The organism is Spirosoma fluminis, from assembly GCF_054778895.1.
The window spans coordinates 144,125-161,170 of the sequence record NZ_BAAGZD010000003.1 but is presented as its reverse complement, the minus strand read 5'-3'; the positions used below and the strand labels follow the sequence as shown (position 1 = coordinate 161,170).

The 17,046-nt window shown below is 56.1% G+C and carries 6 protein-coding genes; 2 read left to right on the top strand and 4 right to left on the bottom strand.

Annotated elements, in window-relative coordinates:
• The first annotated feature begins 5 nt into the window (after nt 1-5).
• Both kefF and ACYVBJ_RS02675 read left to right on the top strand, forming a co-directional pair.
• Entirely contained in the window at nt 6-608 is a 603-nt protein-coding gene (gene kefF, locus ACYVBJ_RS02680) for a glutathione-regulated potassium-efflux system oxidoreductase KefF (RefSeq protein ID WP_460980758.1), read from the top strand.
• On the top strand, nt 605-2,491 hold the full coding sequence (locus ACYVBJ_RS02675) for a monovalent cation:proton antiporter-2 (CPA2) family protein (RefSeq protein WP_460980757.1): 1,887 nt from the start codon (nt 605-607) through the stop codon (nt 2,489-2,491). The genes kefF and ACYVBJ_RS02675 overlap by 4 nt, the downstream gene beginning before the upstream one ends.
• Before the next feature lie 212 nt (nt 2,492-2,703).
• Here ACYVBJ_RS02675 and ACYVBJ_RS02670 read toward each other — a convergent pair whose 3' ends face one another.
• From ACYVBJ_RS02670 to ACYVBJ_RS02655, 4 genes are all read right to left on the bottom strand, one after another.
• Nucleotides 2,704-3,621 carry a T9SS type A sorting domain-containing protein gene (locus ACYVBJ_RS02670; RefSeq protein WP_460980756.1) on the bottom strand — a complete coding sequence of 306 codons (918 nt, stop codon included), beginning with the start codon at nt 3,619-3,621 and terminating at the stop codon, nt 2,704-2,706.
• 12 nt (nt 3,622-3,633) lie between these two features.
• Nucleotides 3,634-6,048 carry an Ig-like domain-containing protein gene (locus ACYVBJ_RS02665; RefSeq protein ID WP_460980755.1) on the bottom strand — a complete coding sequence of 805 codons (2,415 nt, stop codon included), beginning with the start codon at nt 6,046-6,048 and terminating at the stop codon, nt 3,634-3,636.
• 72 nt (nt 6,049-6,120) lie between these two features.
• On the bottom strand, nt 6,121-9,714 hold the full coding sequence (locus ACYVBJ_RS02660) for an Ig-like domain-containing protein (protein ID WP_460980754.1): 3,594 nt from the start codon (nt 9,712-9,714) through the stop codon (nt 6,121-6,123).
• A 79-nt stretch (nt 9,715-9,793) separates the two neighbouring features.
• Entirely contained in the window at nt 9,794-16,960 is a 7,167-nt protein-coding gene (locus ACYVBJ_RS02655; RefSeq protein ID WP_460980753.1) for a beta strand repeat-containing protein, read from the bottom strand.
• Nucleotides 16,961-17,046 lie beyond the last annotated feature (86 nt).

Genomic DNA, 17,046 nt, shown 5'->3' with positions numbered 1-17,046 from the left:
ATAATATGCCCAACGTATTAATACAATTTGCCCATCCGGCACTGGAAAAATCACGCGTCAACCGGCTGTTGATTGAAGCCGTCAGCGATCTGCCCTTCGTTACGGTCAATGACCTGTATGAACGGTATCCCGATTTCGACATTGATATTGATCGGGAGCAGGCGCTGCTGCTCGAGCACGAATACGTCCTGCTGCAGCATCCGTTTTACTGGTACAGCGCCCCCGCTATTATTAAGCAGTGGGAAGACCTGACGCTGGAACACGGCTGGGCCTACGGTCGGCATGGGAATGCACTAACGGGTAAGAAACTGATGAACGTTATTTCGGCGGGTGGACGGCAGGAGGCTTACGCCGAATCGGGCTACAATGGCTTGACGGTTCGGCAGTTTCTGGCCCCCTTCGAGCAGACGGCTACTCTGTGCAAGATGACGTACCTGCCGCCTTTCGCGGTGCACGGTACGCACCGAATTACTGATGAAAGTATCGAAACGGCTACTCGGCAATATCGGACGCTGCTCGAACGGCTGACGGCCCGCGAGATTGATCCCGAATACGCCCGTCAGTTTGATTACATCAATGATCTGTTAACCGAAATGCCAACGTTATGAGTGAATCTGTCTTGATACAGGCCCTGGTGTATCTGGCCGCCGGGGTTGTTTTTGTGCCCATCGCCAAACGATTGGGCTTAGGCTCTGTACTGGGTTATCTGATTGCGGGTATGGTGATTGGGCCGGCCGCCCTGGGGTTAGTCGGTGAAGAAGGGCAGGATGTGATGCACGTAGCGGAGTTTGGCGTTGTGATCATGCTTTTTCTGATTGGGCTTGAGCTGGAACCTGACCTGCTCTGGAAATTACGGGTGCCCATCGTCGGTCTGGGTGGCTTACAGGTGCTGCTGACCATGCTGGTACTGGGCGGCCTGGCCATGCTGGCCGGTTTGCCGTGGCAGGCCGCTTTAGCCGTAGGTATGATCCTGACCATGTCGTCGACGGCCATTGTGCTGCAAACCATGGAGGAAAAGGGGTTGATGCAAACCGCTTCCGGGCAGAGTACGTTTTCGGTGCTCTTGTTTCAGGATGTTGCCGTCATTCCCATCCTGGCCGTTTTGCCCCTGTTGGCTACGTATCCGGTAGCTGCCACGGGCGAAGCCAATAGGCATCAGACCTGGCTGGCCGATTTGCCGGGCTGGTTGCATACGCTGGCTGTGCTTGGAGCGGTGGCAGTAGTGGTTTTATTGGGCCGATTCATCATGCGGCCAGTATTCCATGCCATCGCCCGGACGGGCTTGCGGGAGGTGTTTATCGCGTCGGCGCTGCTGTTGGTCGGAGGGGTAGCGCTGCTGATGGAATCCGTAGGGCTCAGTCCGGCGCTGGGGGCTTTCGTGGCGGGGGTCGTTCTGGCGAACAGCGAATACAAGCATGAACTGGAAAGCGATATTGATCCATTTCGCGGCCTGTTGCTAGGGTTGTTTTTTATTTCCGTCGGCGCGTCGATCGACTTCGCCCTCATTGCCGATTATCCGTTGCTGGTGATTGGCCTCGTCGTAGGCGTAATGGCGCTGAAGGCGCTGGTACTGGCGGGGTTAGGCAAACGGTTTAAACTGAGCACGGATCAGAACGTAACGTTTGCCCTGGCGCTTTCGCAGGTTGGCGAATTTGCGTTTGTACTGCTGTCGTTCACCTTACAAAACGGCGTACTCGATGCGCGGACGGCAGGCCTGTTAACCGCCGTTGTGGCCATCAGCATGGCCCTGACTCCCTTTGTCTTTCTGCTGAACGAGCGCGTTCTGCTGCCCCGAATTGGTACCCGTCCTGAGTCAGCGAAAGCGTCGGATCCCATCGAAGAGAAGAATCCGGTCATCATTGCGGGCTTCGACCGGTTCGGCAACATCGTCGGGCGATTTCTGCGGGCAAGCGGCATTCACACGACGGTACTCGACTTCGACTCCGACCGGGTGGACGTGCTGCGGAAAATTGGTATCAAAGTGTATTACGGCGATGCCTCCCGCTATGATCTGCTCAGGTCGGCGGGGGCCGAAGAGGCAAAGCTGATCGTTATTGCGCTGGACTCGCCCGAAAAATCGCTGGCGCTGGTCGAAACGATCAAGAAACATTTTCCGCATCTGAAAATATTAGCTCGGGCGCAGGACCGCGACGACGCGTATGAGTTCATGGATGCGGGTATTGACCATATCTACCGGGAAACGTTAGATGCTTCCTTACGGACGGGGGTGGATGTGATGCGACTGCTCGGTTTCCGGGCGTACCATGCCGAACGGTCAGCCCGGCTTTTTCGCCGACACGATGAGGAAGCGCTCGTTGAGCTGGGGGCCGTGCGCCACAACCAGAAACAATACTTCAGCACTGCCCGCCGACGGATTCATGAGTTAGAGCAGCTCATCAGCTCCGACGAAACGGACCGCTGGCTGCGTGAAGTAGAAGAAGGCTGGGATGCCGATTCACTTCGCAAAGAAGCAAACCAGCCTGCCGAATAGGCGGGATGAGCTTCGGTGAATCATGCATCGCTCCATGATTTACCGAACATACGTAGTGTGTGGTACGTTGTCTTCACCGGTTTAGGAGCTGAAGCAGCCGATCTCATCGAGAGAAAACAAAAGAAGTCCTCAACACTCGCTGAGGACTTCTTTTGTTTATACACGTAAGCTTAAGCGTTTGGACTGATTCGGCTCGATGAACTACCAACTCGCTACTGCTTGATAATCTTCTTGGTAACCCGCTGACCCTGCACCATGCCCCGGACAAAATAAACCCCGCCCGGTAAATTAGAGACCACGAATCGGGTCGAGTTGAAGCCGGGTTTGGCATTCAGGGCGCTATTCTGTTTTACGTTACCCTGGTTGTCGAGCAGTTCGAGTTGCAGACCGGCCTGTTCGGTCGCGCTAAAATACTTGACCTCGATCAGATCGGTAGCCGGGTTTGGATACGCCTGCACCGACAGGGTGGCAATGTCCTCGTTAGCACCCGTCGGAGCTAGTCCTAGTTGAGATTGTTTCTGTTTCAGAACTTCATCGAGTTTGATTACTCCGCTCAGCTGCTCCAGCGGGTGGGCCGATGTGGATGCGCGCTGGCCGGAACGGGTGTAAAAACTGCTCCGGATGTTCAGGGCCATTTTCGATTCGGCGAACTGCACAAACTCGTCGTCGATGTTTAATACCTGAACTTGTTCGGCACTACCGCCCTTGCCTTTAAAGGTAAACAACGCAACTGGCTCTCCACTGACAAACGGCCCATAATTGGTTTCCTGTGGGGTTTTACCAATGATGTAATACGCCCAGTTCGACGCATCCGCCGACGCGAAACTTTCGGGAGCCGCCAGCTTGTAGGGAACTTTGTCCCAGCTTCCCCGAACATCGCCTACGTTTGTCAAGACGAAGTCTTTGGGTACTTTCAGGGAAAACTGGGCGGTGGCTCCCAGGTCTTCCGATTCCGGATTGTTCGCGTTTGGCGTGTTGTAGTTCGGAATTACCCAGGCGGTGTACAGTTGGGTCGTTGGTTCATAGGAAACCATGTACCGAACGTCGCTGGAGGAGATCATGACCTGGCTTTGCGACCAGACCGGAGCAAGACTAATCCAGATGAGCAGAAGTAAGCTGATACGTTTCATAACTATTCTTGATCAAAGACGTGATTTAGTTTTTTTGATGACAAATGGAACGCATTTGTCAGGTGCACAGCAGTTGCCTTCTTCAACAATGATCGGGCAGCAGCCGGTCAGTGGGCAGCTTCCATCGGTTGATGTTACCGAGTACGTACCGACCTGTGTAATCAGAATTGAATTGCCCGTTGCGTACGCACTGCCGTTTCGGAACCACTGTACGCCCTGGTAGCGATCGGGAACGGTAACGATGAATTCGTCGCCCGTACACAGCTGTATGGGTACCGTCGCGCAGGAGGATGCTTCGTTGTTGGATGCGACAGGGTCCTGACTACCGGTAGCCGTTACACTAGCAGTATTGATCAGAACACCCTGCGCCTGAATCTGTACGGTCAGGACCAACGTAACGATTTCACTCGCCGACAAACTACCGACTGTCCAGACGCCCGTTGTTGTATTGTAGCTGCCTTTAGACGGAGTGGGAGTTCCCAGCAGCAGGGCCGATCCGTTGCGGGCGAGCGTGTCAAGTACGGTTACGCCGATCGCGCTGCCGGGCCCCAGGTTCTGTACCGTAATGGTAAAGCTTACGCTGGTTCCGACTGTCGCTACAGACTGACTTACCTGTTTGGTGATGAGCAGGTCGGCGGGTTGGTTGGCAGCTGGTTGCACCGTCAGGCTGATGGGAGCCGACGAACAGGACGTTGGTTGCAGGTTATCGCATACCGTATACGTGAACGAAATCGGCCCAGTAAAGCCCGCTGCCGGAGTATACGTTACAGTACCATCCGGATTGACGGTGGCTGTACCGGCGTTAGGAACACTGACCGTTACTGTTACGCTGGTGTTGCTAATGGGCTGACCGTTGCGGGTGTCGTTGGCCAGTACCGGAATCGTTGTGGGTATACCCGCCGTCAGGATCTGGTTATCCGGACTAGCCTGTAGCGACGCGTTAACCGTCAGGCTGACAACGGCTGATGCGCACTGGCCGGGTTGGGCTATATCACAAATTGTATAGGTAAAGCTAACCGGGCCCGAAAATCCGGCGGCCGGTACGTAGCTGATCGTTCCGTTTGGGTTGACCGTTGCCGAACCCGAATTGGGGGTGCTGACGGTAACCGTTACGCTGGTGGTACTGGCAGGTAACCCATTGCGAGTATCGTTGGTCAGTACGGGTAAGCTCACGGCAGTACCGGCATTGGTCGTTGCCTGATCGGCCGTAGCGACCAACACTACAGGGGCGGCATTTACGGTTAAACTAACGGGTGCCGACGCGCACTGACCGGGCTGGGCAATGTCGCAGATTGTATACGTAAAGCTAATCGGACCCGAAAACCCGGCGGCTGGCGTGAAGCTGATGCTGCCATCGCCATTGACCGTCGCCGTGCCGCTGGCGGGCGGAGTGCTAACGCTAACCGTTACGTTAGCGATGCTGGCCGGCTGACCGTTGCGAGTGTCGTTGGTCAGTACCAAAAGGGTCAGGGGGGTATTGGTGTTGGTCGTTGCCTGATCGGCCGTAGCAACCAGGGTTACTGCGTTCGAATTGATCGTCAGGTTGATGGATGACGATGAACACAGGCTGGGCTGAGCAAGGTCGCAGATCGTATAGGTAAAGCTAACCGGGCCCGAAAACCCGGCGGCCGGTACGTAGCTGATCGTTCCGTCTGGGTTGACCGTTGCCGAACCCGAATTGGGGGTGCTGACGGTAACCGTTACGCTGGTGCTGCTGACGGGGAGTCCGTTGCGGGTGTCGTTGGCCAGTACCGAAACCGTTGTGGATACACCAGCCGTAAGAGTCAGGTTATCCGGGTTAGCCTGTAGGGCCGAGCATTGCGCGGCTGGTCCGGTAACCGTGCGGAACTGTTCGAGCGGATTCTGATTGCCACCCGTCGGCTGCCCGGAAACCGAGTAGAAACTGTTTGCTACGTTCAGCGAAAATCGCTGATCGGCCTGCGAAATGAAACTGTTTCCGGGCTCGAGCGGACTGATAGGACCGAAGCAGCCGTTTCCCCGAAAGGTAAACAGAGCTACCGGAGTGCCGCTGACAAACGGCCCGTAATTCGTTTCAGAAGGCGACTTCCCGATAACATAGTAGTTCAACGTCGGGTCCAGTCCTGAACCGGTCCAGTCCTGCCCTGGGTTGCCAGGACCCAGGCGAAGGGGCGCTTTCTCCCACGTTCCCCGCACGTCGGCGATTTCGGTGATCGAAAATGAAGCTGGCACTTTCAGGGTGAACTGAGCCGTGCCGCCCCGTTCGTTAGCGCCTGTATTGTTTGTATTGGGAGTATTATACTGCGGCACAACCCAGGCTGTGTACAGGTCTGTAGCCTGATCATACGTGACCTGGTAATCCACTACGTTGGTTGACTGCTGTGCGTAACCTATCCTGACGGTCAGGAACAGGAGGCCCCAAATGAGTACGCTTACATATCGGTTCATAATATTACTTGTTTTCAACGTTCATCGGTACGAAGGAGAGGAGCCGACCAAAAGCCGACTCCTCTGGATTGATTAGGGCAGTTGCTCGCGAATCGTGAAGAACGGTAGCCGGAAGCTGTTGCCAGGGTGATTCTTGACGACGTTCTGGTAGATGTATTCAACATCATTACCCGTGCCCTGGAAGATAACCTGCCCATCCAGGTTCACATCTTCGATAGAATAGCCCCGCAGCTTGTAGAACGGTGTCTTCAGGGTGTTGCCCGATGAGTTGATGATCCGTAGATACACCTGGTTTACATCGTTGTTAGAACCCTGGTAGATGACCAGGTTGCGGGGTGTCGTGGCGTTGTTATCGGGCAGGACATTACCCGACCACATGGCTACACCCTGCTGTACAATGACCTGCGCCTGATTAGGGACAACTTCCGTGTAACTGGTTGTGCCCGAGTAGGTGAAGGTAGGCGTACTGCTGCTGCGGAAGTCAATCGTAGCCGCGGTCGGTGACAGAGGCAGGGGTGTCTGGCTCATCACACCCAGATGATTGCGGTGGCGAATGGCTACGTAGTAGTTGCCCGTCAGCGCCTGCGCAAACGTTAAGGATGATACGCCGTCGACTTCAACAACATCGCCATCGCGCTGGAGCAGAGCCGCCCGGCTGTCGACAATGATGGCGGGGTTAGCCGCTGAGCGCAGCTCTACGAAGACCCAGTCGACGATGGCGTCAGCACCCGTGACGGCTGTCATCGTGGCGGCCATGCTGGAAACAGGGGTGATCGGGTTGAGCAGCGCGTAGGGCTGGCTGGTCGGTAACAGCCCCAGAGATCTCAGGTCGTCCCGCATCAGGTTCGAACCGGTCACCCCAAACAACGCACCCTGTAAATACACTTTCGGCGACAGTCTGACAATCGGCGCTGGGTTCACATTGATCGTGGTTACCGTTGTCTGGTTGTTGGCGGGCGTAACGTCACCTGCCGGTACAACCGTAGCCACGGTAAATGTCTGGGGCTGACCTACCGTCGGCAAACCGGCAATAATCGGAACGGCGAGGGTTTCGCTGCTGACAGGAGTCAGCGATACCGATTTAACGCAGGTAACCAGTTGTCCGCTTACGGTACAGGTAAATCCATTGGAGGTGATAAAGCCTGGTGCTACCGTTACGTTCGCCGGAAGCGTCAGCGTAACCGACACCGGGCCCGCAAAAATACCCGTACCCACGTTACTTACCGAGAGCGGCAGGCTGCTGACCAGCGTTGCCGTCAGGCTTTGCACGGGCTGGCTGATACCAACCACCAGATCGACGGCCCCGTTGGGTGGGAAGGTGGTGATATAGACAGTAGCCGTAGCGCAGGCCGATGGCATACCGTTGTCACAGACCTGATAAACAAAGAAATCAGTTCCGGTAAAGCCGGGTTCAGGCGTGTACGTAAAGACTCCGCTGGAAGTCAGCGTTACCGTACCATTGACGGGGGCAACAGTCGGTGACAGGCTTACCGTCTGGGTGTTGCCTTCCAGATCCTGGTCGTTGGTCAGGACGTTGCCACTGACTGGTACGTTCGTAAACGTACTGAAGGCGTCGTCGAAAGCAAACGTCTGGTTTACAGCCGGATTGGGCCGTACAGTTACGGTCACGGTAGCCTGATCGCAAAGAATTGGGCTGCCGTTATCACAGACCTGATACACGAATGAATCGACGCCGGTAAAGCTGTTCACGGGTGTGTACGTAATGGTACCATCGGGGTTGATAGAGACATTGCCATTCACGGGTGGAGTAACCAGAATCGGCTGGCCTAGTGGCTGTCCGTCCGGATCGCTGTCGTTGGCTTTTACGGCAATCGTTACCGCGTTGTTGGGCGTTGTCACGGCTCTGTCGTTCTGAGCGATCGGCGCATCGTTGGCATTGGGTGCGTTATCGCGTACTTCAATCGTAACCAGCGCTGTGGTGCACTCAACGGCCGTGTTACACACCAGGTACACAAAGCTGTCGCTACCGGTGAAGTTCGCGTTCGGGGTATACGTATAGCTGCCCGTGGCGGTGATCAATACCGTACCATTGGTAGGGCTGACCACCGGCGTCGTGCTCGCACCGAGCTGAAGCCCGGCCGATTCCTGATCATTGGTCAGGACATTGCCGAAAATGCCCGCGTTTCTGAACGTCTGCGCAAAGTCATTCTGCGGTAGGGGCTGACTGGGTAAGACTGTAACGGTAACCGTGTTGGTCGAACACTGGCCCGGCTGATCAACGTCGCAGGTGGTATAGCTGAAGGAGGTGACGCCGTAGAACGCGTATACGGGCGTAACGGTGATGGTGCCGTTCAGGTTTACTACGGCGGTAGCATTGGCGGGCTGGCTGGCCAAACTGACCGTTACGTTGGTGATACTGGCCGGTAAGGCGTTGCGGGTATCGTTAGCCAGTACCGAAACGCTGATGGGGGTGCCCGATGGAGTCGTTACCTGGTCGGGGTTGGTTGCAATCACTGCGCTAACGGTCAGGCTTACCGGTATTGAGGAGCATCGACCGGGTTGGGCAATGTCACAGATCGTATAGGTGAAGCTAACCGGACCCGAAAAGCCTGCTGCCGGATTGAAGGTGATTGTACCATCCGCATTTGCGGTGGCGGTGCCGTTGGCGGGTGGTGAACTGACGCTGACCGTTACGTTGGTGGTGCTGGCGGGCAGTCCGTTGCGGGTGTCGTTGGCCAGTACCGACAGGCTCAGGGGCGTATTGGCATTGGTCGTCGCCAGATCCGTTGTGGCAACAATCACGGCATTAACCGTCAGACTAACCGTTGCCGATGAGCAGATTGTGGTCTGGCTGGGTGCGCAGATTGTATACGTAAACGAAACCGGTCCTGAATAACCGGCGGCCGGGGTGTAGGTAATGGTTCCATCTGTATTGGTTGCGGCCGTACCGATGGCTGGGGCCGTCCCAATATTTACAGTTACGTCGGTATTACTTACCGGTTGCGTGTTGCGTGTATCGTTGGCCAGCACCGATAGGCTGACGGGTATCCCCGCCGTTAGGGTCTGGCTGTCGGGGTTGGCCTGAAGTACGGCGCACTGGGCAGCCGGACCGAACACGGTGCGGAACTGTTCGAGTGGCGACTGGTTACCACCGGCTGGCTGGCCCGAGCGGGAATAGAAGCTATTCGCTACGTTATACGATAAAACGTCGTCGGCGATGTCAATAAAGGGGTCCGTAGGGTAAAGCGGAGTGATCTCGCCAAAACAGCCATTGCCGGTAAAGGCGAAGAGCGGTACCCGGTTGCCGGGCGTAAACCTGCCGTAGTTGACTTCGTTCGGCGCTTTTCCGATCACATAATAATTGTAATTGGGGTCCAGGCCTGAGTTGGTCCAGTTCTGATTCGGATTGCCGGGCCCCAGTCGGATGGGGTTTTTCTCCCAACTGCCAGTCAGGTCCTGTACACTGGTAATCGAAAATGAAGAAGGAACCCTGATCGTGAATTGGGCGGTGCCTCCGAGTTCATCGAGGCCGGGGTTGTTGGCATTCGGCGTTGCGTAATTCGGAACGACCCAGGCGATGTATCGTCCGGTAGGAACATCGTACGTAAGCTGGTAGTCGACTGTGTTTGGTGACTGCTGAGCCAGTAGGAGACGGCCTCCGAGCAGAAAGCATCCCCAAAGCAAACACGTAAAGAACTGCTTCATAACTATAAGCGTTTTAGATTAGCACTGGGTTTTTGTGCCTGAGTAAGCCTGTGCTACGGACTTACTCAGACGGTTTTAGTTAAGGTAATTGTTCACGAATGGTGAAGAACGAGACCCGGAGGCTGTTGCCGGGGTGGTTCTTGACGACGTTCTGATAGATATATTCAACATCATTGCCCGTACCCTGTAAGACGGCCTGCCCATCCAGATTCACATCTTCAGCCGTGTAGCCCCGCAGCTTGTAGAACGGTGTCTTCAAGCCGTTGCCCGGTGCGTTGATGACCTGCTGATAGATCTGGTTTGCATCGTTGTTGGACCCCTGATAGATGATCAGGTTCCGTGGACTCGTGGCGTTGTTGTCGGCAAAGACATTGCCTGCCCACATGGCCACGCCCTGTTCCACAATTACCTGCGCCTGATCAACCGTCACCTGCGTGTAACTGCTGGTATTGGTGGTGGTGTAAGCCGGCGTATTGGGGTTGGTAAAGTCCACCGTGATGGCCGTTGGCGACAACGGTAAGGCGGTCTGGCTCATCACGCCCAGGTGATTGCGGTGACGGACCGCTACATAATAACTACCCGTTAGTGATTGACTGAAAAGCAGGGGCGATACGCCGTCAACGTCAACAACATCGCCATCGCGCTGAAGCAGAGCCGCCCGGCTGTCGATAATGATGGCGGGGTTAGCCGCTGAGCGCAGCTCTACGAAGACCCAGTCGACGATGGCGTCAGCACCCGTGACGGCTGTCATCGTGGCGGCCATGCTGGAAACAGGGGTGATCGGGTTGAGCAGCGCGTAGGGCTGGCTGGTCGGTAGCAGCCCCAGAGATCTCAGATCGTCCCGCATCAGGTTCGAACCGGTCACTCCAAACAACGCACCCTGTAAATACACTTTTGGCGATACCGCCACCAGTTGAGGCAGGGGCTGCACCAGTACCGACACCGAAGCGATGGTACATCGGCCGCCGGTATTGCATACCGAATACGTAAAGCTGGCTGGTCCCGTAAAGCCGGCTGCGGGCGTGTAGGTATAACTGCCGGTGGGCGACATTACGACTGTACCATTAACCGGTTGCCCCGTTGAGAACGTTAACGGAAGCCCTTGTGGATCGGTATCGTTGGCGCTGACGGTGCCTACGCCCGGCGTGTTGATGCGGGTCAGCAGAACATCGTCAATTGCATTCGGTGCCAGGGTTGTTCCGGCGGGCGGAGTTGCCACTACATTGATACTGACTGTTGCTGTGGCGCACAGCGCAGGTGTTGCCCGATCGCAGACCTGGTACCCGAAACTGACCACACCCGTGAATCCAGTTGGTGGGGTATAAGTGATGGTACCGTTTGCGTTCACCAGAGCCGAACCTTGTGCCACCTGGCCGATGATCGTTGGATTTGCTAACTGACCGCTCAGGCTCGTAGCCGAATCGGGGTCGGTATCGTTGGCCAGCACCGCAATTGTTACAGGTGTATCCTGGATCGTCTTCGTATTATCATTATTGGCTACAGGAGCCGCATTGCCCAGCGCCGGGTCCGGAATCACATTGATACTGATGCAGGATGTAGTGCTGAGCCCGGCCGAGTTACTGACCACGTAGCAGAAGCCCGCAGTTCCCGTAAATCCCGTTGGGGGTGTATACGTGTAGCTGCCGTCGGGAGCAAGGGTAACCGTACCGATGGCGGGTGGCGACGCGAGCGAAGCGGTTAACGGTAAACCCTGCGGATCGGTGTCGTTGGTCAGCACATTACCGGTTACCGGCGTGTTCGGCCGTGTATTGGCAATGTCGGGCGTAGCGACAGGCGGTAACCCGATGACCGTAATAACGGCAACCGTGTTTGTACAGGTTGCGGGCGTGAGTCGATCACAAAGCTGATACGCGATTGTATAGGAGCCGGGTACCGTGTTCGCAGCAACGCTGACTGTGCCCGTAGCGGGGTCCAGCGTAATGCCGGGTGGGTAGGTGCCAATCTGAGAGAGCGTCGCGTTGCCACCGATTCCCAATGTCGCGGGCAGACCGTTGACCTGATCGTTTGCCGCTACGTTCGGTATCGCTACGCCACCGGTGGCCAGCGCGCTGCCTGCGTCGGTGCCTGCGGTGCTGAGGGCGGTTACGGTAACCGAAACGACTGCCGACGTACACGTAGCAGGCGTAAGCCGATCGCAGAGTTGATACGCTACGGTATAGGAACCCGGTGCGGTACCCTGGGCGACACTGATGCTGCCCGTGGTGGGGTTCAGCGTAATGCCTACTGGATACGTACCAATCTGGACCAGGGTTGCATTGCCATTCGGTCCCAGCGTAGCAGGCAGGCCATTAACGATGTCGTTGGCGGCTACGTTGGCGACGGCGGTGCCGCCCGTACCCGCGCTAAGCACACCCTCATCCGGACTAGCTGCGCTGCTTGCCGTTACTTCAATGCTTACCGAGGCAGTCGCACAGGTTACGGGCGTAAGCCGATCGCAGATCTGGTAAATGACCGTATAGCTTCCGGGCATGGTTCCCTGCGCCACACTGATGCTGCCCGTGGCAGGGTCGAGGGTAATACCCGGCGGATACGTACCAACCTGGGCCAGGGTTGCATTGCCATTCGGTCCCAGCGTAGCAGGCAGGCCATTGACGATGTCATCGGCGGCTACGTTGGCAACGGCCGTACCACCCATGCCCGCTCCACTCGCACCTGCATCGATATTCGCTACCACAGCAGGGGTGACTGTAACGGTAACCAGCCCAGTGGCGCAGGTGGTCGTGCCTAGCGTAGAGCACAGCGAATAGACCAGCGAATAAGAGCCCGGTGTTGTCCCTTGCGCGACGCTCACACTGCCGGTTGTCGTATTGAGGGTGATGCCGGGGGAGCTACTGCTGACCAGACTCAGGCTCGAGTTGACCGCATCGGCGAATAGACCATTGACAATATCGTTAACGCGTACGTTGGTAACAGCTATTCCACCCGTACCGGCCGAAGCGCTACCTCCATCGGGTATAACCGTGATGGTCGGCGTAACGGTGATAGCGACCGTTGCGTTGGCGCAGGTTGCCAGTATAAGCTGATCACAGACCTGGTACGTGACTGTATAGTTGCCTGGTGTGGTGCCTACGGCTACGTCAATACTGCCGGTTGTCGTATTGAGGGTGATGCCGGTTGGGTAGAAACCTACGGCGGCTACGGTCGCATTACCCCCAATGCCTAAAGTGGCCGGTACGCCATTGACTATATCATTGGCCACCACGTTAGTGACTGCGGTACCGCCGGTGCCCGCACTTGCTGTACCCGCGTCAGGGTTCGCTTGTATAGACGCCGTTACGGTTATTGTGGCTAAGCCGGTTGTACAGGTGACCGGTGTGAGCTGATCGCAAAGCTGATAGGCGACGGTGTATGAACCGGGTGTGGTTCCCTGCGCCACGCTGATGCTGCCCGTGGCAGGGTTGAGAGTAATACCGGGCGGATACGTACCAACCTGGGCCAACGTCGCGTTGCCACCTAACGTAGCAGCTACCCCATTCACTACATCATTGGCCGCTACGTTGCCTATCGCCGTACCACCGCTTCCAGCACTCGCCGTACCGGCATCGGCATTCGCTACCACAGAGGGGGTGACCGTAACGGTGACCAGCCCAGTGGCGCAGGTGGTCGTGCCTAGCGTGGAGCATAGGGAGTAGACCAGCGAGTATGAGCCCGGCGTGGTGCCCACCGCCACACTGACGCTACCCGTAGTGGGGTCAAGCGTGATACCTGGCGAGCCGCTGCTGACCAGGCTCAGGCTGGAATTAGCCGAGATGGCGGGTTGACCATTGACGATGTCGTTAGCCCGTACGTTGGCCACCGCTGTGCCACCCGTACCAGCCGAGACCGTACCCGCGTCTGGGGCTGCGGTTACAGAGGCCGTGACGGTGATAGTAACCAGGCCGGTCGTGCAGGTAGTGGTGCCCAAGGTAGAGCATAGGGAGTAGACCAGCGAGTATGAGCCCGGCGTGGTGCCCACCGCCACACTGACGCTACCCGTAGTGGGGTCAAGCGTGATACCTGGCGAGCCGCTGCTGACCAGGCTCAGGCTGGAATTAGCCGAGATGGCGGGTTGACCATTGACGATGTCGTTAGCCCGTACGTTGGCCACCGCTGTGCCACCCGTACCAGCCGAGACCGTACCCGCGTCTGGGGCTGCGGTGATGGTTGGGGTAACGGTAATGGTTACTGTCGCCGTGGCGCAGGTGGCGGGTGTGAGTCGATCGCAGAGTTGATAGCCCACCGTATAACTGCCGGGTGTGGTGCCCACGGCTACGCTCACACTACCCGTGGCAGGGTTGAGGGTAATGCCGGTGGGGTAGGTACCGATTTGAGAGATTGTCGCGTTACCTGGTCCGGTTAACGTAGCGGCTACCCCATTCACCACATCATTAGCGACCACATTGGCTACCGCCGTGCCGCCCGTGCCAGCTGAGACCGTACCCGCATCTGGCGCGGCCGTTACGGTGGAGCCGACAGGTGCCGTGAGTGTAGTGATGTTATTGGTTACGCTGATCTCAGATGTGATGGATACAATATGCGTAAACGTCAATGACGTTCCGGCTGTAGCGGCTCCGGGAGTAACCGGCACAGCATAGGTCGTGCTGGACCCAGCCGTAAGTGTCGTTGAGTTGGTACACGTAACGTTCGACCCTGTCGTAACACAGACAAATCCATTACTGGTGAATGTAGCCGGGGCCGCTACATTATCCGGTATAATCAGTGTGGTTGTGATGGGCCCCGTTGAGGTGGCTGTGCCCACGTTACTGACACTAATGGGTAACGTGCTGGTTCGGCCCGGCAGAAGCGAAGGGACGGGCTGCCCAATTGAGGTGGTCAGGTCGGCCAAACCGATCACCGTGACTGGCGATGAACATGACCCTGTTCCCTGCGGAGAGCTGACCGTCAATGACCGGGTTCCAATCGGACCCGATCCATCGTAGGCAATCGGAATCGACAGAGCCGTCTGGCTGGTAATCAGCGTAGTGGTTACCGATACGGGTATCGACGTGAACCCCGGACCCGTTACCGAAGCGACGACAATCTGCCCATCGCGGACTGTTGTGATCGGAATGGTCAACACGCCGGTCGAAGGGGTGCCTATGACAAACGTACCGGTGATAGTAGCATTGGCGCAAATACCGTAGGTGAAGGCTCCTTCTTTTATTCGCCAGAGCACTTGTGAGCCGTTCGCCGGGTAAGCCGTCAGCGGATTCGTGATACCTGCGTTTACGGGGCCAAACGCGCCGGTATTTGTATCGGTTTTAGGATTATCGTTCAGACCGTCGCCATCGGCATCAGTACCTGTGTTGCTACCCGTAAAGTTTCCGACCAGGGTTATGTTCGCTTCGTTGGTGTCGGTTTTTGTGTCATTATCACTATCAGTATCCAGATAGTCGGGGTTATCGGCACTGTCCGTATTAACCGGTGTCAGACCATTGGTGGTTGAATAGGATGTAGGAAGTCCCTGGGCAGTAACCGTTGCACTCGGCACGATGTATCCGGCCGTGGTTTGCGCTTCAATGTTGTCGGGAATCCCATCGCCGTCTGAATCCAGATCAAGGGCATTCGCAATACCATCACCGTCAGCATCAGCCAGCACCCCCTCGGTATCATCCAGTATACCATCATTGTCGTCGTCTATATCAATGGCATTGGCCACGCCATCACCATCGGTATCCAGTACAGGTACGCAGGTTGATGTAGTAAAGACAGTACCACCTTGGCCATCTAATGGGAAATTAGCTGTTCCGTTGCTTGTCCCAACTTTTGAATAGGTTATCTCAAACGAAGAAACGCCAACGTAAGCTAGTGCCACTGCGTACTTTTGGTCTGTGCCATCGGTACCTGGTTGGTTCTGGGTTCCCTGAAAACGGATGGTCGGCGAGGCTGACGTCGAAATAACCGATGTGAAGGTTGGATTACTTAGTTTGTAGGAAAACAGATCATCTTTATTGACAAGAATCGATTCCGTCGTTGTCCCGTCAAAATCAATATCACCAACGGTAAAGGATCCCTGAAAGGGTACGGGCATATTAGTTCCCAATTTTACTAGTGACCAGCGAACGGTTGACGTTAACCCGTTAGGGGCGGTTGATGTGCCGGAAATAGCGTAGCGGGCCGAGGTTCCCGTATTATCAAATCTAGGATAAATAGCATCTGCCGTACCCGAATACGTTAATACCTCACCGATCACGTCTACCTGCTGACCACCTATAGTCGCTACGTTCGTATACCGCGCTCTTCGACCAACGGCTTGCCCGGCGGTGGCCGTAACAGAAGGTACTCCGAAGGTGAACGAAGCAAATCCGTTTTGGCCTGGAACCGGACAGGGAGCTACCCGAACGCCGACCGTCGCTGAAGCGGTGGTCGTACAGCCATTGAAATCCGTTACCGTTACGCTGTAGGTTCCCGTCGTTACGCCGGTTAGGTTCTGCGTAGTGGCTCCGTTACTCCAGCGATACGTATAGGGCGAACGGCCGCCCGACACGCTAAGGGTCACGGCACCATCGGCCGCTGCTGAACTACTGGCGTTTGTGGGGTTGGCTGTGGCCGTTAAGTCGCTATACTGAACAAAGGGGAAATACACCGCCGTGCTCGATACCAGACTAACGACGCTGGCAATACGAATCTGCACTTCGTCGAAGTCGCGGGTCGTCACAAACCCCACCGCAAGCTGCCCTGTACCCGACAGGGGTAGGTTCAGGAGCGACGATGAGTTGGATGATTCCTGAAGCGTACCGTTCAGATACGTCCGAATGGTGGTAGAAGCCAGCAGGCCCGTGCCGAGGGCGCTGTTGTTGGCAATAATGAAACCCGCAATAGAGCCTCCCGTGAACACAGTGTTTCCTCCATTCTGATTGGCATTAACCGAAATCTGCCCACCGCTCCCAACGCCTAGTACGGAATTGATGGTTGCCGTATTGGTTAAGTTCGCATCCACGACGGCTGTTGTGGATGATACGCTACCAACGCTCAGAATGCCACCAATTCCGCCCGTGCGGCTGCTGACGCCAGCGTTCGGAAAATTATTAACGGTCAGCGTTCGGAAGTTACAGGGTACGGTTTGCGCCAGTGCCTTATGGTCGGCACCAACGAAAAACAGGACCAGCGCGCCGAGTATCATTGCAAGTCGACCGGTCCACGCCCATTGCGTTTCGGATGAAGATGATCCCGACTTCCAGGAAACGCTTCGCCGAAGGAAGCGTAGTAAGTCGGGAATGAGGATAGAGTAAACGATTAACTTCATATAAAGATCGTATGAGTATTATTTCGTTCTACGTAGAGTAAGCTGCTGGTTTATGTCCTGCACATGAATATTACGGGAGACACCGG

Bases quoted from the DNA above. Each gene is read 5' to 3' on its own strand.
- kefF (WP_460980758.1), top strand. From the start codon at position 6: ATGCCCAACGTATTAATACAATTTGCCCATCCGGCACTGGAAAAATCA.
- ACYVBJ_RS02675 (WP_460980757.1), top strand. From the start codon at position 605: ATGAGTGAATCTGTCTTGATACAGGCCCTGGTGTATCTGGCCGCCGGG.
- ACYVBJ_RS02670 (WP_460980756.1), bottom strand. From the start codon at position 3,621: ATGAAACGTATCAGCTTACTTCTGCTCATCTGGATTAGTCTTGCTCCG.
- ACYVBJ_RS02665 (WP_460980755.1), bottom strand. From the start codon at position 6,048: ATGAACCGATATGTAAGCGTACTCATTTGGGGCCTCCTGTTCCTGACC.
- ACYVBJ_RS02660 (WP_460980754.1), bottom strand. From the start codon at position 9,714: ATGAAGCAGTTCTTTACGTGTTTGCTTTGGGGATGCTTTCTGCTCGGA.
- ACYVBJ_RS02655 (WP_460980753.1), bottom strand. From the start codon at position 16,960: ATGAAGTTAATCGTTTACTCTATCCTCATTCCCGACTTACTACGCTTC.